Origin of the sequence: Catenovulum sediminis (assembly GCF_007289895.1) — a bacterium.
Taxonomy (GTDB): Bacteria; Pseudomonadota; Gammaproteobacteria; order Enterobacterales; family Alteromonadaceae; genus Catenovulum; species Catenovulum sediminis.
Genome location: NZ_CP041660.1, coordinates 3867689 through 3890987 on the forward strand (window position 1 = coordinate 3867689; position 23299 = coordinate 3890987).

The 23299-nt window shown below is 40.0% G+C and carries 18 protein-coding genes; 5 read left to right on the top strand and 13 right to left on the bottom strand.

The window, feature by feature from the left end; all coding sequences use genetic code 11:
- Positions 1 to 3 precede the first annotated feature (3 nt).
- Genes FNT16_RS16495 through ccmA form a run of 6 tightly spaced genes read right to left on the bottom strand, consistent with a single transcriptional unit; the run spans position 4 to position 4697 of the window.
- On the bottom strand, positions 4 to 1983 hold the full coding sequence (locus FNT16_RS16495; protein WP_143872614.1) for a heme lyase CcmF/NrfE family subunit: 1980 nt from the start codon (positions 1981 to 1983) through the stop codon (positions 4 to 6).
- Entirely contained in the window at positions 1980 to 2468 is a 489-nt protein-coding gene (ccmE, locus tag FNT16_RS16500) for a cytochrome c maturation protein CcmE (protein ID WP_143872615.1), read from the bottom strand. The genes FNT16_RS16495 and ccmE overlap by 4 nt, the downstream gene beginning before the upstream one ends.
- Positions 2465 to 2674 carry a heme exporter protein CcmD gene (gene ccmD / locus FNT16_RS16505; RefSeq protein ID WP_143872616.1) on the bottom strand — a complete coding sequence of 70 codons (210 nt, stop codon included), beginning with the start codon at positions 2672 to 2674 and terminating at the stop codon, positions 2465 to 2467. Before ccmD ends, ccmE begins: the two co-directional genes overlap by 4 nt.
- 4 nt (positions 2675 to 2678) lie before the next feature.
- A complete protein-coding gene (locus tag FNT16_RS16510) occupies positions 2679 to 3419 on the bottom strand; it encodes a heme ABC transporter permease (RefSeq protein WP_143872617.1) in 741 nt (246 codons plus the stop codon).
- 4 nt (positions 3420 to 3423) lie between these two features.
- Positions 3424 to 4098, bottom strand: a complete 675-nt coding sequence (gene ccmB / locus FNT16_RS16515; RefSeq protein ID WP_143872618.1) for a heme exporter protein CcmB — start codon at positions 4096 to 4098, stop codon at positions 3424 to 3426.
- Positions 4098 to 4697 carry a cytochrome c biogenesis heme-transporting ATPase CcmA gene (gene ccmA, locus FNT16_RS16520; RefSeq protein WP_143873004.1) on the bottom strand — a complete coding sequence of 200 codons (600 nt, stop codon included), beginning with the start codon at positions 4695 to 4697 and terminating at the stop codon, positions 4098 to 4100. Before ccmA ends, ccmB begins: the two co-directional genes overlap by 1 nt.
- Before the next feature lie 107 nt (positions 4698 to 4804).
- On the opposite strand from ccmA, the gene FNT16_RS16525 reads away from it, so the two are divergent.
- From FNT16_RS16525 to FNT16_RS16535, 3 genes are read left to right on the top strand one after another with little or no spacing between them, the layout of a single operon-like run.
- Positions 4805 to 7207: a flagellar hook-length control protein FliK gene (locus FNT16_RS16525; protein WP_143872619.1), complete on the top strand. Its 2403-nt coding sequence runs from the start codon at positions 4805 to 4807 to the stop codon at positions 7205 to 7207.
- Entirely contained in the window at positions 7204 to 7512 is a 309-nt protein-coding gene (locus FNT16_RS16530) for an EscU/YscU/HrcU family type III secretion system export apparatus switch protein (protein WP_143872620.1), read from the top strand. Before FNT16_RS16525 ends, FNT16_RS16530 begins: the two co-directional genes overlap by 4 nt.
- A 48-nt stretch (positions 7513 to 7560) precedes the next feature.
- Positions 7561 to 9120, top strand: a complete 1560-nt coding sequence (locus tag FNT16_RS16535; protein WP_143872621.1) for a sugar porter family MFS transporter — start codon at positions 7561 to 7563, stop codon at positions 9118 to 9120.
- Here the strand turns inward: FNT16_RS16535 and FNT16_RS16540 are convergent.
- Positions 9114 to 9671 carry a YaeQ family protein gene (locus FNT16_RS16540; RefSeq protein WP_143872622.1) on the bottom strand — a complete coding sequence of 186 codons (558 nt, stop codon included), beginning with the start codon at positions 9669 to 9671 and terminating at the stop codon, positions 9114 to 9116. The two genes, FNT16_RS16535 and FNT16_RS16540, sit on opposite strands and share 7 nt — an antisense overlap.
- A 266-nt stretch (positions 9672 to 9937) precedes the next feature.
- Positions 9938 to 11608, bottom strand: a complete 1671-nt coding sequence (gene glnS / locus FNT16_RS16545; protein ID WP_185976624.1) for a glutamine--tRNA ligase — start codon at positions 11606 to 11608, stop codon at positions 9938 to 9940.
- Between the two features lie 235 nt (positions 11609 to 11843).
- Here glnS and FNT16_RS16550 point away from each other — a divergent pair, with 235 nt between their 5' ends.
- Positions 11844 to 13949: a putative bifunctional diguanylate cyclase/phosphodiesterase gene (locus FNT16_RS16550; protein WP_143872624.1), complete on the top strand. Its 2106-nt coding sequence runs from the start codon at positions 11844 to 11846 to the stop codon at positions 13947 to 13949.
- A gap of 38 nt (positions 13950 to 13987) precedes the next feature.
- Here the strand turns inward: FNT16_RS16550 and FNT16_RS16555 are convergent, their stop codons facing one another.
- The 5 genes from FNT16_RS16555 to FNT16_RS16575 all read right to left on the bottom strand — a co-directional run bounded on the left by FNT16_RS16555 (position 13988) and on the right by FNT16_RS16575 (position 21357).
- On the bottom strand, positions 13988 to 14425 hold the full coding sequence (locus FNT16_RS16555; protein WP_143872625.1) for a hypothetical protein: 438 nt from the start codon (positions 14423 to 14425) through the stop codon (positions 13988 to 13990).
- Positions 14413 to 15588: a hypothetical protein gene (locus tag FNT16_RS16560; RefSeq protein WP_143872626.1), complete on the bottom strand. Its 1176-nt coding sequence runs from the start codon at positions 15586 to 15588 to the stop codon at positions 14413 to 14415. The genes FNT16_RS16555 and FNT16_RS16560 overlap by 13 nt, the downstream gene beginning before the upstream one ends.
- 87 nt (positions 15589 to 15675) lie before the next feature.
- Positions 15676 to 18771: an efflux RND transporter permease subunit gene (locus FNT16_RS16565; protein WP_143872627.1), complete on the bottom strand. Its 3096-nt coding sequence runs from the start codon at positions 18769 to 18771 to the stop codon at positions 15676 to 15678.
- Positions 18768 to 19943, bottom strand: coding sequence for an efflux RND transporter periplasmic adaptor subunit (locus FNT16_RS16570; RefSeq protein WP_143872628.1), 1176 nt, complete (start codon positions 19941 to 19943; stop codon positions 18768 to 18770). The genes FNT16_RS16565 and FNT16_RS16570 overlap by 4 nt, the downstream gene beginning before the upstream one ends.
- Complete coding sequence (locus tag FNT16_RS16575; protein ID WP_185976625.1) at positions 19936 to 21357, bottom strand: efflux transporter outer membrane subunit; 1422 nt, start codon at positions 21355 to 21357, stop codon at positions 19936 to 19938. Before FNT16_RS16575 ends, FNT16_RS16570 begins: the two co-directional genes overlap by 8 nt.
- Positions 21358 to 21729: 372 nt before the next feature.
- On the opposite strand from FNT16_RS16575, the gene nhaD reads away from it, so the two are divergent.
- A complete protein-coding gene (gene nhaD / locus FNT16_RS16580; RefSeq protein WP_143872630.1) occupies positions 21730 to 23196 on the top strand; it encodes a sodium:proton antiporter NhaD in 1467 nt (488 codons plus the stop codon).
- Positions 23197 to 23299: the final 103 nt, after the last annotated feature.

The window sequence follows — 23299 nt, forward strand, 5'->3', positions numbered from 1 at the left end:
ATCTTAATTTGAACTCGCCGTTTGACCTGTTGCTTCACCACGCTGATTATGCGGCTCAGCCTCATGTGCACAACGCATACTTAACACCTTGCGATAGCGCTTATCCGCAATACACAAAATTGAGCCTATCATCATTAATACCCCACCTAACCAAATCCAACGGACAAACGGCTTAACATACACACGTACCGCCCAAGCTTGCCCTTCAAGTTGCTCGCCTAAAGAAACGTACAAATCGCGCCACAGTCCAGCATCAATTCCAGCTTCTGTCATAACACTTGACTGCACTTTATAATAGCGTTTCTCGGCAAACAGGAGGTGTTTTTCATCACCATTGGTGACTGAAAATTCGCCCATATAAGATGAGTAATTGGGTCCTTCAACTTGTTTAACTTGTGCTAATGTAAAATGATAGTTATTGAGTTCAACGGTTTCCCCCGGCACCATGCGCACGCTGCGCTCCACACTGGCAAACTGAGTGACTGCAATCCCCAGCACTAAAGCTGCAAAACCTAAATGAGCAAATGTCATTCCCCAGTGTGAAAGCGGTAATTTGCCTTTACTACGCGTTAAAAATAATTCGTAAAGTGTTAAGGCTATAATCCAGCCAGCCAAACTGATGCCCAATAAGTTCATAAATGAATCCACGCCTAGGGTTAAATACATCATCAGCGTCAATACAGCGGCAAAAAACACACCGGGTAACAATTTGTTTCTAATACGCGAAAACTTGTCTTGCTTCCAACGAACAAACGGCGCTATAGCCAACATAATCGAAAATGGAATAAACCAATAAGAAGACACTTTATCAAAAAATGGTGCGCCGATAGAAATAGAGCCTAAACCAATTTCTTTATGTACCAATGGTAACAATGTGCCTAGCAGTACAACCAACAAAGCGGCAGCCAATAATACATTATTTATAAATAACAAAACTTCTCGAGAAAAAAGTTTATATCGGTGTGTACTTACCACCTGTGAAGCCCGACTGGCATATAAGGTTAATGCCCCGCCTATCACGATAAGTAAGTAGACTAAAATAAACAAACCACGAGTTGGATCGCTGGCAAATGCATGTACCGAGACTAAAATCCCCGAGCGCACTAAAAAGGTACCTAACAAGCTTAACGAAAAAGCGGTGATTGCCAACAACACAGTCCAGCTTTTAAAGGCACCTCGTTTTTCGGTTACCGCAAGCGAATGTATCAGTGCGGTTCCAGCGATCCAAGGCATAAAGGATGCATTTTCAACTGGATCCCAAAACCACCAGCCCCCCCAGCCTAATTCATAATATGCCCACCAGCTACCTAGCGTAATGCCTATTGTTAAAAACCCCCACGCGGCTAATGTCCAGGGTCTGGACCATCTTGCCCAAGTCGCATCTAATTTACCGCCTAACAAAGCTGCTACAGCAAATGCGAAGGCCACTGAAAATCCGACATATCCCATATATAACATTGGCGGGTGAATTATCAGCCCAATATCTTGCAACAACGGGTTTAAATCACGGCCATCAACCGGAAACATCGGAAAGGTTCTTTCAAACGGGTTAGAGGTGAAAATCACAAACGCGAGAAAGCCGATTGCGATAAATCCCATCACCGCTAATACCCGCGCAACATCTGCATCATCTAAACTGCGACTCAATAGTGCAACTGCCGCCGTCCATAAAGCGAGTATCCAAACCCACAAAAGTAGTGATCCCTCGTGGGCACCCCAAACTGCGGATATTCTATAATACCAAGGCAATGCACTGTTTGAATTCATCGCAACATAAGTAACAGAGAAGTCGTTATGATAAAAAGCCCAGGCTAAACAAAATAACGAAACTGACAATAATACAAAATTTGCATAAACCAGCGGTTTGGCTAATCCGACCAACTCAGCGATATTTTTTTGTGCCCCTATTAATGGAAATATGGCTAGCGAAATAGCAAAAACCAAACTAATTAATAATGCGAAGTGACCAATTTCTGGGATCATTTTGAGTATCCTGAATATGCAGGGTTATCTTGTGGTTTGACATGTTTAATGCCTTTCATTGCTTCGGCTAATTCAGGCGGCATATATTCTTCATCATGTTTAGCGAGTACTTCAAACGCTTCAATCACATTGTTTTCTCGTAGATAGCCGTTTGCAACAATGCCCTGACCTTCGCGAAATAAATCTGGCAAGATGCCATCGTATAATATCGTTACCTGAGGTCCGGTATCCGTTAGCTTGAATTTAACCTCAAGGCTATCTTTCGCCCGTTCTACACTCCCCTCAACCACCATGCCCCCAATACGCAGCCGCTGTCCGATTGCAGGTTTCACGCCTGTTTCATTTTTCCCATTAATGATTTCTGATGGGGTATAAAACAAATCAATATTTTCACTCAGCGCATACAAAACTAGAGCAACAGTAACCGCTAATCCGCTCAATAAAATAAAGGCTGTAAACGCTCTTTTTTGTCGTCTCGTTTTCATAAACGCATCTCCGAACTACTTTGGTTTTTGCGCACTTTTCGAACTTCATCCTGCTGCTTAATTTCTTCTATTAGAGAATTACGTTGTGATTTAGACCATATAAATAACAAAACGACAACCGCAACGGATAAGCCATAAGATGTCCATACATAAAATGCGTAACCACGCATATCCAAAAACTGACTAAAAGATTCAAATACACCCATAATATTACACTTTTTGTTTAATTAACTGATGAACCCATTTTCTATGACTGTCTGCTCTAAGCACCTCAGTTGCAAAACGGTAACTGGTAAATGCAATAAACAAAACCAAAACAGAAAAGATATTAATCAATAATGGCCATAACATTGGCCCTGCTATAGACGGCTTGTCAAATTTTGTAATACTGGCGCCCTGATGCAATGTGTTCCACCACTCTACTGAATAATGAATAATAGGCACATTTATCACCCCAATAACCGCTAATATACAGGCTGCTTTCGCGCCCGTTCTTTTATCATCAAAACTTTGAAAAAGCGCAAACACACCTAAATATAAAAACAGTAAAATCAACTCAGAGGTTAATCTTGCATCCCACACCCACCAAGTACCCCACATGGGTTTACCCCATAAAGAACCGGTAAACAAAGCAATAGCCGTAAATACCGCGCCTATCGGTGCCATTGCCAATACACTTAATTCCATTAAACGAATCTGCCAGACCAAAGCACAAAAACCGGCTATCCCCATAGAGGTATACACACCCATAGACCATATCGCGGCAGGCACGTGAATATACATAATACGGAAGGAATCACCTTGCTGATAATCAGCTGGTGCGAATACTAAGCCCCAAATACTACCCACCAACAATCCAATAAGGGCGAGTGGTAATGTCCACTTATATAGAGTTAAAGAAATCTGATAAGCTTTTTCGGGTTTAGCATAAGGATGTAACCATTTAAACATACTTCTAACCTAAATTTAGTTTTAATGCCTGAGCGGTCGCAAGTGGTGTAATTGTTAAAGCGAACACCGACAGCGCAAGCAATATCATCAACGGAGAGGTATAAGGCAATGACATCTGCGCCGCATCCATCGCGGCAGTTGCAAATATCAACGCCGGAATCAACAAAGGCACAACTAACAAAGCCATCACTCCACTTCCTTTGCGGCTGGCGACCAATAATGCACTGGCAACTGAACCAATACATGCAATTAAAATGCTACCACATAACAAGGTTTGCACTAAAACAAACCATAGCTCCAATGGTAATGTTAAAAACGGAACCAACAAAAAGCTACTGACAACCAAAGGTAACGAATAAAGCAACCAGAAACTAATAATTCTCGCCAATACAATCAGTATATGAGGCTGGCCAGACAAAAATAATTGTTCTAACCAACCATTCTCGTAATCTTCAACAAACATTCTGGGTAATGCAATCAACATAGATAATATCAAAGCTATCCAACCAACGGCTGGCGCTAAGTGGGCTAATTGTGTACCTTCTGGACCCAGAGTAATGGGGAACAAAATAACGACCAGAACAAAAAATAATATCGGTAAACCAAATTCATGTTTTTGCGTTGCGGCTATTTGCAGGTCGCGCGAAATCATTTGTTTAACAAAATTTACATACGACATTAGAAACGATACTCCAGATTAAGCGTCACATCGACAAGAGACTCTGGCAGTGCTTGGTGGCTTGTGGCTATCACAATCCCACCCTGTTTTTTATGTCGTTCAAATAGTTGATTTAAAACCGACACGCCTGTGACATCGATAGAGGTAAATGGTTCATCTAAAACCCATAATTTTGCATCGGATGCCCACAATCGCACTAAAGCGACTCTGCGCTTTTGACCTGCGGATAAAAATCTAACCGGGATATCAGCCAAGCCGGCCAAGCCAACTTTATTAATGAGTTGTTGCGGGTCGACTATCTGATCTTTTAAACCAAACCAATGTTCAATGTTTTGCCGCGCCGATAACCACTCATTTACCGCAGCTTTATGACCAATAAACAAGATATCGGCCCCACAATCTTCGATCGGTTCTTGAGATAACTCGATATTGCCTTGCTGCAATTGGTGTAAACCAACTAAACTGCGTAATAGAGTCGATTTGCCCGCTCCGTTTGGGCCAGTCAAGTACATCAGTTGACCGGATTGCACAGAAAAGGATAAATTTTCAAATAAAACACGTTGGTTTCTAATGCATGTAAGCTGTTTGGCCGATAACAAACTATATATCTGTATGGTTAGAATATCTTGACAGCGGATACTACCACAATCAATTTGTTTGACCACACCCAAACAATGGCAACTTTAAACGAAACGCTGAAAACGACATGGTACAAAGTGATTTAATTAAAAAGTTTACTTCAACCGCTGGGCAAAATGAAAAGCTCACACAAAAAGCGTTGAATCTTCAAAATCAATACCAACAAGCAGCTTTGCAAAAAGTGAATGATGTCATGGCGAGTCTTAAATTTACCAATGGTGCCCAATTAAATTTGCCACTCACCAACCTTTCACCGGCCCTTCAAACGTCAATAAAAACGATGTTTAGTCAAAATAACAGATTACCGGTTGAAGCTGCGGTCAGCCATCAAAACCTGCTGATAAAATCAGCCCGTGCAAACCTAATTCAACTGCCCTTAAGTGAATCTTCAACCAGTCAGATAAGTAAACAGCTGTTTTTACAAAAAGAAGCTTCAACACCACAAGGAGTGATAGCCAGCGCGCAAATTTCAAATAACAAAGTCATTTTCTCTTTAGCGGGCCAATCCTACAGCTTGCCGCTGGAAGTTTTACCCCAATTACCGGTGAACACCAAGCAGGTTTTACTACTCATTACTCCTCAAGCAGATAAAAGCAGCGTTAATATTCAAATATTACAACCCCAACTTGCAAGCAAGACGAATGCAAAGTCACTCGTTGATTTCACTGGGCTATTATACGGGAAAGTTAATAATGGCAAAATACAACTAAACGATAAAACATTCGACCTAGCAAAAGATTTTAAGCTGGCAAATGTTAAAAACGGGGCTTATCAATTAACAATAGAAGATAAGCAGCTCAAACTCACCGCGCTCAATCTAAATGACAGGGATAATAAACAAAACTCAATCAAATCAGATGCAGCCTATAAAACACAGTTGTCCGTCGCGCCTGACAATAAAAACATTTTTTCTGTAAAAGCGGAAACTTTACCCAATAAGCTATTGGCAGAATTAAAAGCAATGGCCAATCCGTTTCAGCATGGTATCCATCTATTAAAACAGTACCAATTCTCTGAACAAACAAGTCAACTGCTAACAAAGCTGGCCGGCGTCGAAATTAAACTGGATAGAAGAGTCGAAAATCAAACCGTCTCTCAGGGAGTTAAACTCGCAAACGTAAATATTCACAACAACACAGTGCAGTTTCAGTTATTAAGCAATGAAAAGTACCAATTCCTATTTCCTGAAAAAGCGATTATTCACCAATTTTTCCAGCAATTAAATAACGAACCGCAGTTCGAACAATTCAACATTTTAAATCAGCTAAAAACGCAACTATCTAAAGACGGTGGCCAAATAATAGAAAGTTTACTGCGCTTAATCAGTCAACACCCTAAAAACGCATTACAATTTAACCTTTCAGGTGATGGCAAAATTTCGGTTAGCAAACAAACCGCCCCTGATGTTCAAATACCACTTACGCAAGCGTTAAAAATAGAATTATCAGAACAGAAACTACTGAGTGAAAGCAGCTTGTTGAATACTCCCAAACAACTGATGTCTACAATTTCGGAAAAAGCTCTACTGCAGAATATTCTCAATCAGACGCAACCCGCTTTACTCAACCAAACCATGCTGACGGAACTAAAACATCAGATAGAAATATTACAAACCACCAACCGCCCGCTGCATCATACTTTACAGCAAATTCTCCATTTACTAGAAAGCAATAAAGCAACGAGTTTAATTACTGCTAACTCGCCTATCACTAATCTATCGGCGCAAAAATCACCGCCAAGTGTAGATGATGTCAAAAATCAAATACTGAGTCAGCTGTCCGCACCGTTAATTTCACCTCAACTTACAGCTATAAATCAAAATAACAACTCAATTGCCAATCAAATGGTTGCAGCGTTACAAGTTCTATTTAGTCGAGCCGCCAAAGCTACGGCGAAAACCCCAACCAGCACACTTGAGAAAACTAATGAAAAAACATCCGAAAAAACAACCGACAAAAACGTAGGCTCAAAAGAAAGCACACTCGATAGAACAAAACCCAGTGAAAACGATAAAAAAATGACCAAATTGTTGGCTGATGGTGTGCGAAATATCCAGTTAAACCAACAAAAAACAGCGAAAAGCCATGCTGAGCAACACCCTCAAATATTTGCAACAATACCGTTTAATATTAACGGTGATATTAGGCAAGCTGAACTTGCCATAGACATAGCGGAAGATGAAGAAAATGAAAATACTAAAGCCGTCAAAATGTGGAGATTTTCTATAAAGTTTGATTTAGGACAGGCTGGAAAAATGCTAACAAAAGCGGTATTAATAGACGATAAGCTTAAGATCAACGTGTATACTGAAGAAGAATCGTTAAAACAACAGGCTGAAAACACCCTCGAATTTTTAACGAAACGACTGAAACTATTTGGTATTGAGTTAGCAGAGGCAGGTTTCAATCATGGTAAAATCCCTGAACGCATGTGGCATGAATCGGCATTGAGTATGCAGTACAGAAGATGAATAAGACACCGACCGCAACTAAAGCCGTTGCATTGACATATGATGCGCCTGACACACCGAAAGTCACGGCCAAAGGTTATGATCAGCTCGCTGTGAGTATTATTGAACAAGCGAGAGAGCATGGTGTAATGGTGCATGAAGATACTGAATTAGCCAATTATTTAAGCCGTATGGAAGTGGGCAGTGAAATACCCTATGAAATCTATGTTATTGTTGCTGAATTAATTGCTTGGTCGTATATTTTACGGGGCGAACAGCCTGAAAACTGGAATAATATCCATCATAAAATAGATCATAAAGTATAACTTATTAAAATAAACTTAACTCTTTTGCGCTTTTTTCTAAGGACGTAAATGCTCGGCCAAAATTATTATGCAATTATAATAACCTTCATTGCAGCATTCGGCGGCTTTATCTTTGGTTATGACGCCTCTGTTATTTCAGGTGTTATTGGATTCGTCGGCCAAGAATTTGAGCTAAATGACTGGCAACAGGGTTTTGTTGTTAGCTCCCCGACTTTAGGCGCTATATTGGCATCTTTTGCAGCTGGTCCGCTGGCTGATAAAATAGGCCGTAAAAAAGTTCTGATTGGTATAGCTGCTCTGTACATTCTATCGGCAATTTTCTCTGCCTGTGCGTTTTCTTATGAAAGTTTAGTGATAGCTCGCATGATAGGCGGATTAGCATTTTCTTCACTCATTTTAGCACCTATGTATATCGCCGAAATCGCACCTGCACAGCTACGCGGAAAATTGGTTTCACTCAATCAGTTAAATATCGTAATCGGCATCTCAGCCGCCTATTTTGCTAATCACTATTTTTTGAATGCCAGCCAAATTCAGCAGCATTGGCTGCATCCGTACGGCCTAGCCGACAATGTCTGGCGTTTTATGTTAGGCGCTGAAATTTTGCCAGCAATGATGTATTTTGCTTTGCTATTTTTAATTCCTGAAAGCCCACGTTGGTTGATGTTAAAAAATGCACCGAGTAAGGCTGAGAAAATTATTTTAAAATTAGTCGATAGCCAAGCAGCCAAAAAGCAATTAACAGAAATAAGAAATAGCATTGGCAATTCAAAGCATAGTCTTAAATCAAACGTCCAGACTTTGTTCAGTCAACCTTTAAGATTCGTCTTGCTTTTAGGATTAGTGATCGCTTGTATCCAACAAATAACAGGGGTTAATGCGATTTACTTCTATGCACCGAGCATTTTTGAACAAAGTGGAATTGGCAAAGATGCATCTTTTATTCAAGCCATATGGATAGGTATTTTTAATATTCTATTTACCTTGGTAGCCATCTCAGCTATCGACAAAGTGGGCCGAAAACCACTTTTGTGTATTGGATTAACTGGCGTTGTATTAAGCATGTCTATCAATAGTTATGGTTTTTACAATGCGAGCTATCAAATTAATGAGCAAGCAGCTCAAGAACTCAGTCAGATCAGCAGTGAACAACTCTCCTCTATCATTAACGTCAAGTTTAACAATGATGTGGAGTTTAAAAATGCGATGAAACATCACCTGGGAGAAAAGGTGTATTTAAACAATGAAAGTGAAATACTAAAAGCAGGTACGCAAATGAATGCCAATTTACTACTAATAGGTATTCTCGCATTTGTCGCATCCTTTGCGGTTTCATTAGGGCCTGTTATGTGGGTCCTGTTAAGTGAAATTTTTCCCAATCAAGTGAGAGGGATAGCCATTTCTTTTGTTGGAATTATTAACAGTTTGTGTAGTTTTACCACGCAATTAATATTCCCCTGGGAGTTGAATCACATTGGCGCAGCTGCAACTTTTTTCATATATGCGATGTTTGCATTACTGGGTTTAATCTTCGTAATTTACTTATTACCGGAAACAAAGGGTAAATCGTTAGAAGATTTAGAGCACAAACTTATAAAGCGTCAGTGAATCAAATCTAGCGCGGGTATTGTCAATGGATGGATTAAATGAATCTCAGACTCTAAATACACATCATCGGTTGCAACCGTTAAAAGATCATGGTCAACCATTACACTCCAGTTTATTTGTTTAGTTATCTGCTGACTTAACTTATCAATTAAATCTGGGCTGTACTGCACTAATTGCAAACATGGATGCTTATTGATATTTTTTAAAAGCTTATCGACCTTACTCGGGTCGCAATAAAACAACCAAACATGCTCTGATTTAGCCTCTGCTTTTTCTAAACGTTCAGGTACCAGTTGATCGACTTCAATCCAGTGTTCAAACTGAACATCGTTACGCCTGACAAACAGATCCGGCTCATCTCCGATACAAATTGCATGGCTCATTTTGACATTAGCATGTCTAAATAACGCCCATGCTAACAGCCTTTGTACCAGATGCCGATGCGATTCTGATTGATGTGCGGCAATAATTTCAGAGCGCGTACAATAGTTCTGAGAATCGACATGCGATACGTTAATTTGAGCTTTGATAACAAGAGAACCATCCGCCATAGCGCCCCCGATAGACGCAGTTAATCTTATTTAAGTTTAATCTAATTTAGAAATTAAGCGAATAAAGCTTTTATATTCTTTGCTGGACTTTACCGAGGGTCCACTGGTAAGGCGATACCGGTAGTATTTTATTTAGCCGAAAAGGTCAGAAAATGTTTTAGAAAAGCATTGCGCATCAAGCAGCCAACAAACTCACAAGAAGCATGATTATTGGCAAGGTATTGACACGCAATTTGTTTTACAGCACCTAAAAGATGCTGTAGGGGTTACTGATTTGCTTTCGCCCAACTATCGCGCAAAGTGACTGTGCGGTTAAATACTAACTGCTGATCCGTTGAGTCTTTGCCATCTTTAACAAAATAACCAGTGCGCTCAAACTGGACTGCTTTTTCCACTTCTAACGCCGCGAGTGAAGCCTCAACAAAACAGCCTTGTTTGACCACGAGACTCTCTGGGTTTAAGACTTGTGTATAATCGTCTTCTGCAGCTGGGTTTGGCACGGTAAACAATCTATCGTATAAACGCACTTCGGCTGGTTTAGCATTACTTGCATCAACCCAATGAATCACGCCCTTAACAGAACGACCATCTTCTGGGTTTTTGCCTAAAGTTTGTGGATCATACTGGCAATAAACGGTTGTGACATTACCCTCTTTATCTTTTTCTGCGCGAAGCGCTTTTACGACATAAGCTCCGCGTAATCGAACTTCTTTGTCCAATACCAATCTTTTATACTTTTTATTTGCCGATTCTCTAAAATCTTCTCTTTCAATGTATAACTCTTTTGAAAAAGTTACAGTACGAGTGCCAAAAGATTCATTTTGCGGATGATTTGCCACTTGCAGCTCTTCGACTTGGCCTTCTGGATAATTTTCAATAACCAGCTTAATCGGCTCTAAGACAGCCATGGCACGCGGTGCATTTTCGTTTAAATCATCACGAATACACGCTTCTAACATCGCCATTTCAACCATGTTATCCATTTTTGTTACACCAATGCGCGTACAAAATTCGCGAATAGAGGCCGCAGTGTATCCACGTCTACGTAAGCCAGCTATCGTTGGCATGCGAGGATCATCCCACCCTTGCACATGCCCTTCGGTTACCAGTGCACTTAATTTACGCTTACTCATTACCGTATATTCTAGGTTTAACCTAGAAAACTCGTACTGATGCGGTCTGGCTTCAATCGAAATATTGTCCAATACCCAATCGTACAATCGTCTATTGTCCTGAAATTCAAGGGTACATAACGAGTGTGTAATGTTTTCAATTGCATCCGAGATACAATGGGTAAAATCGTACATTGGATAAATGCACCATTTGTCACCGGTTTGATGATGGTGCGCAAATTTAACGCGGTAAATGATCGGATCACGCATACACATAAATGGCGAAGCCATATCAATCTTGGCTCTTAACGCGCATTCACCCTCTTTAAATTCGCCATTTTTCATTTTATCAAATAGCGCTAAATTCTCTTCAGGCGTGGTATCACGATACGGGCTATTTTTACCTGGCTCTTTTAATGTGCCGCGATATTCACGCGTCTGTTCAGCATTTAAAAAACACACATAAGCTTTACCGGCTTCAATTAACTCAACCGCATATTGGTAAAGTTGATCAAAATAATTCGAAGAATAGCGCGCTTCACCCGCCCACTCAAAACCTAGCCATTTAACGTCTTCCTGGATCGACTTTACAAAATCGATATTCTCTTTTTCAGGGTTCGTATCATCAAAACGTAAATTACATTGCCCCTTATAGTCCTGCGCTAAACCAAAGTTTAAGCAAATCGACTTAGCATGCCCAATATGCAAATAGCCGTTTGGCTCAGGCGGGAATCGTGTCTGCACTTTCGTGTGTTTACCCGAGGCTAAATCTTCGTCAATGATATTTCTAACAAAATTACTTGGGCGAGCGGATGAGTCGACCATAAAAATCTATTTCCTCATACAAATAAGATGATTTATTCTAATAGCTGGCATTGTAACGTATTTTTATTAACATATACGAGTTTAGAATGCTGTAAAGTGCTGTATTTCATCAAATGTTCTACATAACATTTGTATAAAATGGCAATATATATCATAGTTACGCAGTGTATTAAGCTTGCTGTTACCGATTTATTTGGTTTAGCTTTACCTATAGGATTGAATAGTAGGGATTACAATGTTTGTCAGTATTCGCACTAAACTTCTAGTGATGACTTTTGGAGCGCTTATTGTAACGTCTATTGCTATAGTCGTTATCGCTCTTAAAGAGCATACACGTGTTTATAATGAAACGGTCAAGAGTGACTTTACGGCTTTGGCAGAAAATATTGCTGAAGACCTTGTTGAATATTACACCAGTATTCCAATTGATGAATTCGCAATCAGTACCCGCTTATTGCAATTAGATAAATACCCTTATGTAAAATTTGCACTTGTCACCGCCCCCGCTAATAATGAGGTTGTCGAAAGTTTTATTAATCCCGAGTACTATAGTACGGCTTTGCAAAAAGAAATGGAAAACGTGCTTAAGCAGAGTGCGGATAAAGTAGAAGGTAGTTTATTAATTAGCAAGCAGATTGGCGATCCAAGATTGCCACTGGGTCAACTTTATTTAACAATTGATACGCATAAACAATTATCTGCAAGTCAAACTGCACTTTTTCGACAGCTTGTCCCTTTGGTGATCATCACCTCTTTTGCGATTATGGCGCTGGCTCACTGGTTACAAACCAATACCATTACACCCTTATTACAATTAAGCAGATTAGTAGAGGCCGTTAGAAAAACAAAAGATTACAGTTTGCGCAATAGCCTAAAGCCTTCACATCACCAAGACGAAGTTAGTTTTTTATCGAACAGTTTAAATGAAATGCTAGCGACCATTTCACAACAGCAAGCTCAAAATAAAAAACATACGCAAGAACTTATCGAAAATCAAAGAAAGCTGGTGCGATTGGCCAATTACGACCCGCTCACCAACCTGCCTAATCGAAAATTATTTATGGATATGTTGCAACAATATATCAATCGGCAAGGACAAGCGTTTGCACACATTGCCATTTTAATTATGGATGTTGATGACTTTAAGACAATTAATGACGCAATAGGTCACGCGCACGGTGATACGTTATTAATAAAAATCACGCAACTATTCAAAGAGATTTTATCTGATAATCAAGTTCTTGCTCGCATTGGAGGGGATGAATTTGCCATTATTATTCCAGATGACAGAAATAAAAGTATTGCGACGCAAGTATGTGAGGCTATTTTTAAATCGTTAGAGCGCAATATTGATGTCAATGGATGGTCAATACAAACAAGTGTCAGTATTGGGGTAGCGTATTATAAGGGACAATCTACCAGCATTCAGAATTTAGTGAGTAATGCTGATATTGCCATGTACAAGGCCAAAAGTAGCGGGCGTAATCGTTATGTAGAATTTATAGATGCAATGACGATGCAACAAAACCGCCGTTTGCAGATTGCCAGTTCAATAAAACAGGCTTTAGATAACAATGAATTCTATTTGTTATTTCAACCCAAAGTCGCACCAACAAAAGGGGTTGTCGGCGTTGAAGCTTTAATAAGATGGAATAGCCAACAATTAGGTATTATTTCGCCTGCCGAATTCATTCCAATTGCAGAGCAAACTGGCAGAATAAATGATATTACACGCTGGGTAATTAAACATGGTTTTAAAAAGTTGCACCATTTACAAAAAAGCCAAAACAATAAACTTAAGGTATCTTTTAATTTATCTACTTTTGATATTTTCAAACCCGAGTTTTTAAAATATTTAAAAGAGCAGTTAGCCGAAAATCAATTAGAGCCACAATATATAGAATTTGAAATAACAGAATCATCCTATATAGAAAACTTTTCTGTCGCCCGCAACTTTATTAATAGCATGCAAGAAGTTGGTTGCAGTATCGCACTGGATGATTTTGGTACTGGTTACTCTTCTTTGAGCTACTTAACTCAAATCAATGCTGAAACCATAAAAATTGACCAGTACTTTGTTCGTAATTTATTTAAATCAGAAAAAGATAAAAAAGTGGCAGATGCCATTATTTCATTAAGCCTGAAACTAAATATGACGATTTGTGCCGAAGGCGTTGAAAATCAGAAACAGTACGAATACTTAAAAGCAGCGGGCTGTCATCAAATTCAGGGTTACTATTTTTCAAAACCGGTCGCTTACGAGCAATTAAACGACAACATCAAAAGAATTCAAAATATGCCGGACATCAAAGTCACTAAACTGAGTAGTGTAAAGATTTAAGATAAACTATTGCTTTATTATTTTACCGGCACTGCAGTTTACTCTGTAAATTGGTAGACCACTTGATATAATTTTTTATCGACTAAATCACTTGGCGCGACCGCTAAAATCCCTGATTTAGATTCAACCAAATCAAACATCTGCTTGATGCTCTCTACCTCTAACGGTGGCTTGCGTTTACCGGTAAATCGCATTTGCGCCCAATATGAGTTAATTCGAGACTCTGTTAAGCCAACGACACGGGTATTAAAAACAGCACGCCAGCGATGCCCAGCCGGCAATACCAATGGCTCTAATTTAATATCAGCCACTTGCAATCGGGCGCCTAAATATAATTGCTTAACCTGTTGGCGTGTTAAAGTGAGAGGCTCTGGAAACTTAGTGAACACAAAATAATCAGTTGCATCCGCCGCTTTAATCGCAAAAACATTAATAACACATATACACGCGATCAATAGCTTGCCTAAAAAACCCATTCGATGCCTCCTAACAATAAGGTGGCGGAACCATCGAAGGTATTCTCCATGGTGGGTAGCCCGATATTGGGTTGCCCTTGGGTTAACCTAATATCTGCTTTGAGCGCAACTTGATAATTGACATCATAGCGCACGCCCAGAGTTAAACTGCGCGCGTTTGAAACGGGCCTTTGATTTGACAAAACATTATATTGTTGCGCTATAAAATCTAATTGTGGGTTGCCGCTGGTAAGCGGGGCTTGTTTCATTTCGCTTTGATATTCGCTTGTTCGCTCACTAAAGGTTAAATGAAAGGTATACTTGTCGTAATGATATCCAGCCATTAAATAGTAGGCATTGGCTTGCGTTAAAATATCAATATTGTGCTTTATTTTAGTCCATTCGAACTGCCAAAAAAATTGCAATAAGTCATAAGAAACACTTAATTGGCTGAAATTGACATCGCCGTTTACAGAAAGCTGTTTGGCAATATCGGCATAAACGGGTGATAACATAGCCGCTTGCGAAAATGCATCAATTAGCGGCGTCAACTCGGTTTCAGCAACTAGATAATCGCCTCGCGTATGTGAAAGCCGGATAGTTAAATTATCATGACTGGCATTTACAATAAGCCCTGAGAAAAAATCTGATTCGGCATGGTATATTGACTGACCCACTTGGATATCTTCATCTACCTTACCTGCAAATGCCGAAATTTGCAGATCAAATTCATCCGCTAACCAAGTATATTCTGCTTGCGCGCCTTGAAAATATTGAAAGAAAAATGACGCGTACACTTCATCCGGTGGTAAAACCCAAGAATACGCAAACCCGACATCCAGTACATCACTATAGTGAAAAAACGGAGTATTTAACTTACCCAGTTTAAACTGCCAAGTGTCACTTAACTGGTAGTTTAAATATAACCATGCCAGCGTTGATTTAGCTGGCTGGCTATCTGCCACAAACTGGCTGGTAAATGACAGAGCGTCAGTTGCTTGATAATTTAGCTGTAACCCCAACAAACTGTTGTTTTGCAACTGCAGTGCGTTTTTGTAGCCTAAAAGCTGGTCTTTTTCACTGATCACAGAACCTAAAATGACGCGTCCGAAGCCAGAATAACTTAACTCGTCATCGGCCAAGCTCTGAAAACTCAATAAGCAAAATAATAAACAAATGCGCAACGCTAAGTCCTTGTCTTTCATATTGATTTATACAGACAGTATAAACCTAGATGAAAGACTGTCTAGAACCTTTTGAGAATTTTAAAATTACTTTTGCAGCCATTTTCGCCACATCAACTGTATTTGATATGCCGCTAAATAATTCACCGGCACCAATAGCAAAGTAATAAAAGTTGCGAAAATAATACCAAAGCCAAGCGATACTGCCATGGGTATTAAAAATTGCGCCTGTGTAGATTTTTCAAATAATAACGGCATTAAACCAATAAAAGTTGTCAGTGATGTCAGCAAAACGGGTCTGAAACGCGCCGCGCCCGCTGTTAAAACAGCAGAGTAAACATCTTCACCGGCTTTCCTCATTTTGCCAATGTAGTCGACTAATACGAGTGAATCATTGACCACTACGCCCAACAATGCCAATAAACCTAAGACACTCATGATGGTCAAATCCATACCCATGATCCAATGTCCTATCATTGCACCAATGGCACCAAACGGAATAACAGACATCACAATTAACGGTTTAATATATGAGGCTAATGGGATTGCCAATAAAGTATATATTGCAAAAAACACCCCTAACATCCCCCAAGCCAAAGATCCAAACGACTCGGCTTGTTCACGCGCTTCACCGTCCATCACATAAGAGACACTTGGATATTGCGCGATTAACTCATCCAAATACTCTTTTATCTCGGCATTCAGTGCGGTCATATTGGTACTTTCTTTGTTTAAATCGGCCAGTACATTAACAGTCCGATTACCGTCAATTCGGTAGATTGCGGTTGGGCTTTTGCCAGCGACAAAATAAGCTAACTGTGACAGAGGCACTTGTTTACCATCCGGTGTATTAATCAGCATATTGTTTAGATATGAAATAGAATCTCTTTCATCGCGGGGAAAACGAACCATAACCCGCACATCATCACGTCCACGTTGAATTCTTTGCGCTTCTACCCCAAAAAATGCTTGCCTGACCTGCCTGATTACATCCGAGCGACTCACCCCCAGCAAATAAGCTTCACTTTTCAATTCTATCTGTAATTCTTCTTTACCATCAGCCATAGAATCTCGGATATCAAAAACAGTGGGATAAGTCGCTAAACGCTGCTTCACATCTTCAGCCGCTTTGTTTAGCTGCGCAAAATTATTCCCCCTGAGCTGAATATCAATTGGATCGCCAGCCCGACCAATTTCTGAACGTAAAATCAACTCTTCTGCCCCCGGAATTTCACCAATTCGTTTGCGCCATTCGCGGGCCAAATCCTGGCTGTTGACGTCCATTTCACGTTCTTCCGGTGGGGTAATTTCAAAACGCACACGCCCCCATGATGAATCACTGCCATTACCCGTTTGCGATAATATATGAATGATAATACTTTCGTCGGTATCCGGATCGATATATTTGTGTTGTAGATCTTTGGCAATTTCGGTAATTCTTGAAATATGGCGATCCGTGACTTCAAACGGCGTGCCGTTTGGCATTGACAAAGTAACGGTCACAGTTTCACTGGGTATTCTGGGAAAAAAGATAAATTTAGCATGCCCCATTAAAGCAGCCGAAATAATGATGCTTAAAATACCAATAAAGGAAATGACCGTGCTGCGCTTATTGGCTAAACAAAGGTTGAGTGCCGGTTTATAATATTTAAGTATTGCTGCCTCAAAACCGTCCGCAAATTTTTCTTGAAATTGTTGCAGTTTATTGCCCTGCCCTCGATCTTTTCTAACTTTTAGGTATTTTAAATGGGCCGGCAAAACAAATTTAGATTCTATTAATGAAAATAATAAAACCGGTATTACCACGGCTGGAATTTGGGCAAATAATTTACCCCTAAAACCTTCCATAAATAAAATTGGGACAAATGCAACAACGGTTGTTAATACGCCAAAAGTGACAGGTACCGCGACCTCTTTTGTACCGGTTATTGCAGCTTGTAAACCATTTTCCGCCTTTTCCAAGTGTTTATATACATTTTCACCGGTGACGATTGCATCATCCACGACAATCCCCAGCACAACAATAAAGCCAAACAAACTGATAATATTAAGCGTAACCCCCAAAAACGGCATTAATGCAAAAGCGCCTAAAAAACTCACGGGGATGCCAATAAAAACCCATAGTGCAACCGAAGGCCGAAGGAACATACCCAATAAGATCAAAACCAAGATGCCACCTTGCAAAGCATTACTGACCAAGGTCCCGATTCTTTTTTTAACAATTTGCGAATCATCATCCCAGTACGCAATGTGTACGCCTTGAGGCAGTTTATGTTGTGCTTGCGCAATATAGTCTTTCACCTTACTGGCGACATCAATAGCACTTTGTTGTCCAACGCGTTGAACACCTATGGTGGCAGCAATCTGCCCATCAAAACGAGTTCGGAGTGACGTTTCTTCAAATCCATCGGTAATGGTTGCAATGTCACCCAAGGTCAAAATTGTCCCGTTTGGTGATGACTTTAAAACAATTCTTTCAAACTCATCTTGCCGGTAGGCCTGCCCTTTTGAGCGAATGAGTATGTCTCCCCCATCGGTACGAACATTACCGGCAGATAAATCCAGTGAACTTGCTCGAATGGCTTCTGCAACTTGGGTCAAGGTTAAATCAAATTCACGCAGTGTGTCTTGATCTAATTCAACTGCAATTTCATAATTTCGAACGCCGTCTAATTCAACTTGTGTAATGCCATCAATTTTAAGTAAATCATCTCTTACTTTTTCGGCCATTTGCCTTATTTCATGTTCAGTCACATCACCAAAGATAGTGACATCAATGACACTGCGTTTACGTACCGCTAACGAAATAATCGGTCTTTCCGCTTCAGTTGGAAACGTATTAATTGAATCAACTCGGTTTTTAACATCATCCAGAATATCTCTGGGCTCATAGCCTCTTTCAACTTCAATTGTGACCGAGGCCCCGCCCTCAGTCGATCGACTTCTAATTTCTTCAATACCTTCTAAATCGTTCAGCGCTTCTTCTATTCGGCTGGCGATCGCCAGTTCAGCGTCTTCTGGTGTGGACCCTCTAAGTGAAACTTGTACACTAATCGTATCCGCTTCAAATGTCGGAAATACCTCAAGTGGAATACGATTAAACAGACTAAAAACCCCTGCTGCAACAATACTGATTAATAATAAATTGGCGGCAACATGATTACGCGTGAACCAAGCTATCATTGTTTTGGCTCCTGCTCACTTTTAACTTTTACTTTTGTGCCGCTGGATACCTGACCTAATGAAGTCGTTACCAATAAATCGCCCTCCTCTAAGCCAGATTGTATTACCGCTTCAGATTCGTTCTGCCACAGTATTTCCACATTGCGCCGTGTAATAGTGCCGTCTTGATATAAATAAACATATTGGCCTTGATAGATAGTTTTGTTCGGAATCACGATCACATTTTTTAAGGTGTTACCCCGTACTTGAGCTGTAACGTATTGACCTATTTTAAGTGGAACTTTACCGTAAGCTTTTTTGCCAAAAGGATCTTCAATTCGGGCGACAACATGTAGCTGACGACTCACAGGATCAATTTCACTTGCGGTACGTACAATTTCCCCCTGCCATGCTTGCTCACCCGATAAATTAGAAATTAATGTCACTTTGGTTTTATCAGCAGAGCTCGCGCCACGGTAATTTTCAGGCAAGTTTAACAATCTTATTTCATTATTTTTGATAGGTAGGGAAACTTCTATTGCATCCGTTGAATAAATCTCACCAACTTGAGCGTTTGTACCAATAACCTGCCCAAGATCAACGGATTTAATTAAAACCCGCCCATTATATGGTGCCCGTATTTCAGTACGCTGAAGATTTATTAAAGCCTGTTGATGATTTGCTTTTGCTGATTCAACCTTCGCTTGTGCTGCGGCCAACTGAGGTTTCCGTAACACTAAATCAGAAGCCGTCTTATCACTGCCTAGTCTTTGCCAATCCTGTTTCGCTTGATCGGCCAAGGCCTGTTGTTCGATTAAGTTTTGTTCGGCTTCCACTAAATTGGCATAGGCTATTTGAACTTTCGCTTGATAATCAACATCTTCAATTTTGATTAATAGTTCGTTTTTATCAAAAAAGCCACCGCTGCGCATTGATTCTGCAACATACTCGACTTTGCCTGCTACCTGACTCGACAAGACAGTTTTAACCTGTGCACTGACCAAACCATATGACTTTAAAATAACCGGGTAGTCTTGCGCAGATAAACGCAAGGTTTCAACCGCTATTTGCGCCGCTTGAGGTTTGGCACCCCGTTTTACCTGAGGTTTATTAAAAATAATCAAATAAATTGCTAGGGCAAAAGCCAGCAATAAGATATAGGGTAAAAAACTTTTAATTTTTTGTTTATTCACGACTTCCCCTTTGCAACCTTTCTAAGGCAGAATCTCCACCTAAAGATTGATGTAATTGAATTTGACTGACGACAATTTGTTTTTTGATATCGATAACCTGACTTCTGGCATCATATGCTCTGCGCTGTGCTTCTAAATAAGTCGAATAGCTACTGATACCGGCCAAATATTGTTCAAATGCTAACTGTTCTGCTTTCTCGGCGTTTTGTTTAGAATTTAATCTGTAAGTCAGTCTTTGTTGCAGCGCTTGTAAGTTAGATAATGCAGTTTCGACTTCCTCAAAAGCTGCATATAAAGTTTGTAAATAACTTAATTCACTTTGATTTAATTCAAGCTCAGCGATTTGTTCTGCCGCCTTTAAGTTACCGGCATCAAAAATTGGCTGGAAAAGTGAAGCGCCCAAAGACCAAGCAATCCCGTCTTTAAATAAATCTGACAATGAAGATTGACTGTCATTTAATGACGCTGAAATTGAGAAACTTGGAAATCTGTTTTTATGTGCAATTGCAAGTTCAGCGTTATCGACTAATATTGTGAGCCAAGCTTTTTGCACATCTGGCCGACGTTTAATTAACTCAGCAGGCACGCCACTTGGAAATTGATAATTTAGTTGTTGTAATTCACTTTCCGTAGTTAACTGTTCAGACGGGTATCCCCCCAACAAAAGATTTAATTGCCGGTTCAGTGAATCGATCCGCTCTTGCTGCTCTAATAGTCTAGATTTTTCGTTTTCTAGATCATTGCGTGTTAAATAAACATCCAAAGCGCGGTTTAGCCCAGATTGATAACCACTTTCAATAATTTCCAGGTTACTTTTTACGTTTTCATATCTTTGTTGATACAAAGCATAAACTTGCATTGCGGCTGCTTTTTCAAACCAAAGGTTGGTAACGCTAGACACCAAGTCCAGCTCAGCTTGTTTTAAATTCGCCAAATTTATTTGGTAATTTAGTTGCGCTGCTTGCTCAGCCTGGTTTAGTTTTCCCCAAACATCGATTTGGTAAGAGGCACTGACACCTGCGTTAAAACGACTTGCGGCTTGTGCATCACTGGCACTGCCCTGACTTCGGTTAGCTGAAAAAGAAAAGTTTAAATCAGGCCACAAAGCTGCGCTGGCCCGAGCCAGATATGCGCGCGATTTTTCAACCTCTAACTTTTGTTTTTGAATATTCTGATTATGCTGCAGTGCATCTTCTATCAAAGTCAATAAGCGATCGGATTGCAACCAACGGGCCAAATATTGACCTTCGCTTATTTTTTCTGACGTTTGCTCTGCAAGCTCAGTATTCAGATTAGTTTGCCAACTATCTGGATACTCAACGTTTTGTGTTAAGTTATATTGTGCAGCGCTTTGGCACGCACTCAGCAATACAACTAAAATGCTAGAAATACCCGTTCGACTAAAATTTTTCATTATTATGCTATTTGTATTCATTTTCTGACGCTATCCTAGTCAAATTGAAATGGAAATAAAGACTCTACTAACAAGTTTACGCAATCTTTACTTTTATGTTCAAAATTCAGTAATTAATTTTCAAAATGTATATTTTTACACCTATCTGTATATTTATTGTTGCACCAAAATAAATCAAAAAACAAAACAGATACAAATAAAAACCATTAATATCAACACATTATCGTTACTCATCTAACCTCCTAAATTTGTGCAAGATATTTCATAAAAATGTCATTTTGTTCATTCCGTGTTCACTGCAAGTATGCTAAAGTCCGGCCCTTATAAACCCTGCATAAATTACACAAACAGCTACCGAGGTTTTATAGCGTTATGCTTTTGCAACTATCACACTCAAACTGGCAAAAAACCCTATTTTTGTTTTTATCTGCACTCGCCATATTTATTTCACCTTCAGTATTCGCCAATACCGATGCCCATCAGCTTGATTTAACACAACATTATGTCGGTTATCTAGCAGTGGGTATTTTCATCCTGGCATATAGTTTAGTCATTGCTGAAGATTATCTACACTTACGAAAATCCAAACCGGTATTGGTTGCAGCCGGCATCATTTGGTTTTTACTGGGATACATATATACCGAACATGGAATGCCTGAAATCGCCAAAGAAGTGTTTGAGCACAACCTATTAGAGTACGCTGAGTTATTACTCTTCTTATTAGTTGCAATGACCTATATCAATGCGATGGAAGAACGAAAAGTATTTGATGCAATTCGTGTGTGGATGATTTCTAAAGGCTTGAGCTTAAGAAATTTATTCTGGTTAACTGGGATAATGGCGTTTGCAATTTCATCGTTTGCCAACAACCTAACAACAGCGATGTTAATGTGCGCAATCGTACTTAAAGTGGCAAAAGGTAATAAGCCTTTTATTAACGTCGCCTGTATTAATATTGTGGTCGCTTCTAACGCTGGTGGTGCCTTTAGCCCATTTGGTGACATTACCACACTGATGGTATGGCAAGCGGGTTTGGTTCAATTTCAAGAATTTTTTGTGTTGTTTATCCCCTCGGTTGTCAACTTTGCCGTTCCTGCTGTGATTATGAGTTTATTTATTAGCTCTGAGCCCAGTCAAATTATACGCGAAGAATTTGAAATGAAACGTGGTGCAAAACGTATCGTCTTTTTGTTTATTTTGACCATAGTAACCTCTGTGATCGCGCATAGCTGGTTCGGTATGCCACCCGTACTCGGTATGATGACAGGTTTAGGCTATTTGAAGTTTTTTGGCTATTATCTGCGTCGCAGTTTACCGCGTTCTTTGGCCAAAAAGCGTTCTGAGGCAGAAAAACGTAAAGATGAAAAAGCTTTGCGTCGTCTTGGTCAGGTTGTCCCCTTTGACGTTTTCACCAAAGTTGCGCAAGCAGAATGGGATACTCTGTTATTTTTCTTCGGTGTTGTTATGTGTGTCGGTGGCTTAGGATTCATCGGTTATTTAACCTTAATTTCTGAAGCTATGTACAATAATTGGGATCCGACCTACGCCAATATAGCGGCTGGCGTATTATCCGCGATTGTTGATAACATCCCTGTGATGTTCGCCGTCATTAGCATGAACCCAGCCATGGGGCTGGAGCAATGGCTTTTAGTAACCATGACAGCAGGTGTCGGTGGTAGTTTATTATCGGTTGGTTCCGCTGCTGGGGTGGCATTAATGGGACAATCTAAAGGTAATTATAGTTTCTTTGGACACTTAAAATGGAGCTGGGCAATTGCGCTGGGTTATATCTTGTCTATCTTAACGCACCTTTGGATTAACGGCGCACCTGCGGCTTAATACTCCATACTCTATTAACGAGCATTAAAAAAGCCCGTTGTGAACTTCAAGTTTACAACGGGCTTTTGTTATCATGACACTTTTATAACTACACTTTTATAAC

Bases quoted from the DNA above. Each gene is read 5' to 3' on its own strand.
- FNT16_RS16495 (WP_143872614.1), bottom strand. From the start codon at position 1,983: ATGATCCCAGAAATTGGTCACTTCGCATTATTAATTAGTTTGGTTTTT.
- ccmE (WP_143872615.1), bottom strand. From the start codon at position 2,468: ATGAAAACGAGACGACAAAAAAGAGCGTTTACAGCCTTTATTTTATTG.
- ccmD (WP_143872616.1), bottom strand. From the start codon at position 2,674: ATGGGTGTATTTGAATCTTTTAGTCAGTTTTTGGATATGCGTGGTTAC.
- FNT16_RS16510 (WP_143872617.1), bottom strand. From the start codon at position 3,419: ATGTTTAAATGGTTACATCCTTATGCTAAACCCGAAAAAGCTTATCAG.
- ccmB (WP_143872618.1), bottom strand. From the start codon at position 4,098: ATGTCGTATGTAAATTTTGTTAAACAAATGATTTCGCGCGACCTGCAA.
- FNT16_RS16525 (WP_143872619.1), top strand. From the start codon at position 4,805: ATGGTACAAAGTGATTTAATTAAAAAGTTTACTTCAACCGCTGGGCAA.
- FNT16_RS16530 (WP_143872620.1), top strand. From the start codon at position 7,204: ATGAATAAGACACCGACCGCAACTAAAGCCGTTGCATTGACATATGAT.
- FNT16_RS16535 (WP_143872621.1), top strand. From the start codon at position 7,561: ATGCTCGGCCAAAATTATTATGCAATTATAATAACCTTCATTGCAGCA.
- FNT16_RS16540 (WP_143872622.1), bottom strand. From the start codon at position 9,671: ATGGCGGATGGTTCTCTTGTTATCAAAGCTCAAATTAACGTATCGCAT.
- glnS (WP_185976624.1), bottom strand. From the start codon at position 11,608: ATGGTCGACTCATCCGCTCGCCCAAGTAATTTTGTTAGAAATATCATT.
- FNT16_RS16550 (WP_143872624.1), top strand. From the start codon at position 11,844: ATGTTTGTCAGTATTCGCACTAAACTTCTAGTGATGACTTTTGGAGCG.
- FNT16_RS16555 (WP_143872625.1), bottom strand. From the start codon at position 14,425: ATGGGTTTTTTAGGCAAGCTATTGATCGCGTGTATATGTGTTATTAAT.
- FNT16_RS16565 (WP_143872627.1), bottom strand. From the start codon at position 18,771: ATGATAGCTTGGTTCACGCGTAATCATGTTGCCGCCAATTTATTATTA.
- FNT16_RS16575 (WP_185976625.1), bottom strand. From the start codon at position 21,357: ATGAAAAATTTTAGTCGAACGGGTATTTCTAGCATTTTAGTTGTATTG.
- nhaD (WP_143872630.1), top strand. From the start codon at position 21,730: ATGCTTTTGCAACTATCACACTCAAACTGGCAAAAAACCCTATTTTTG.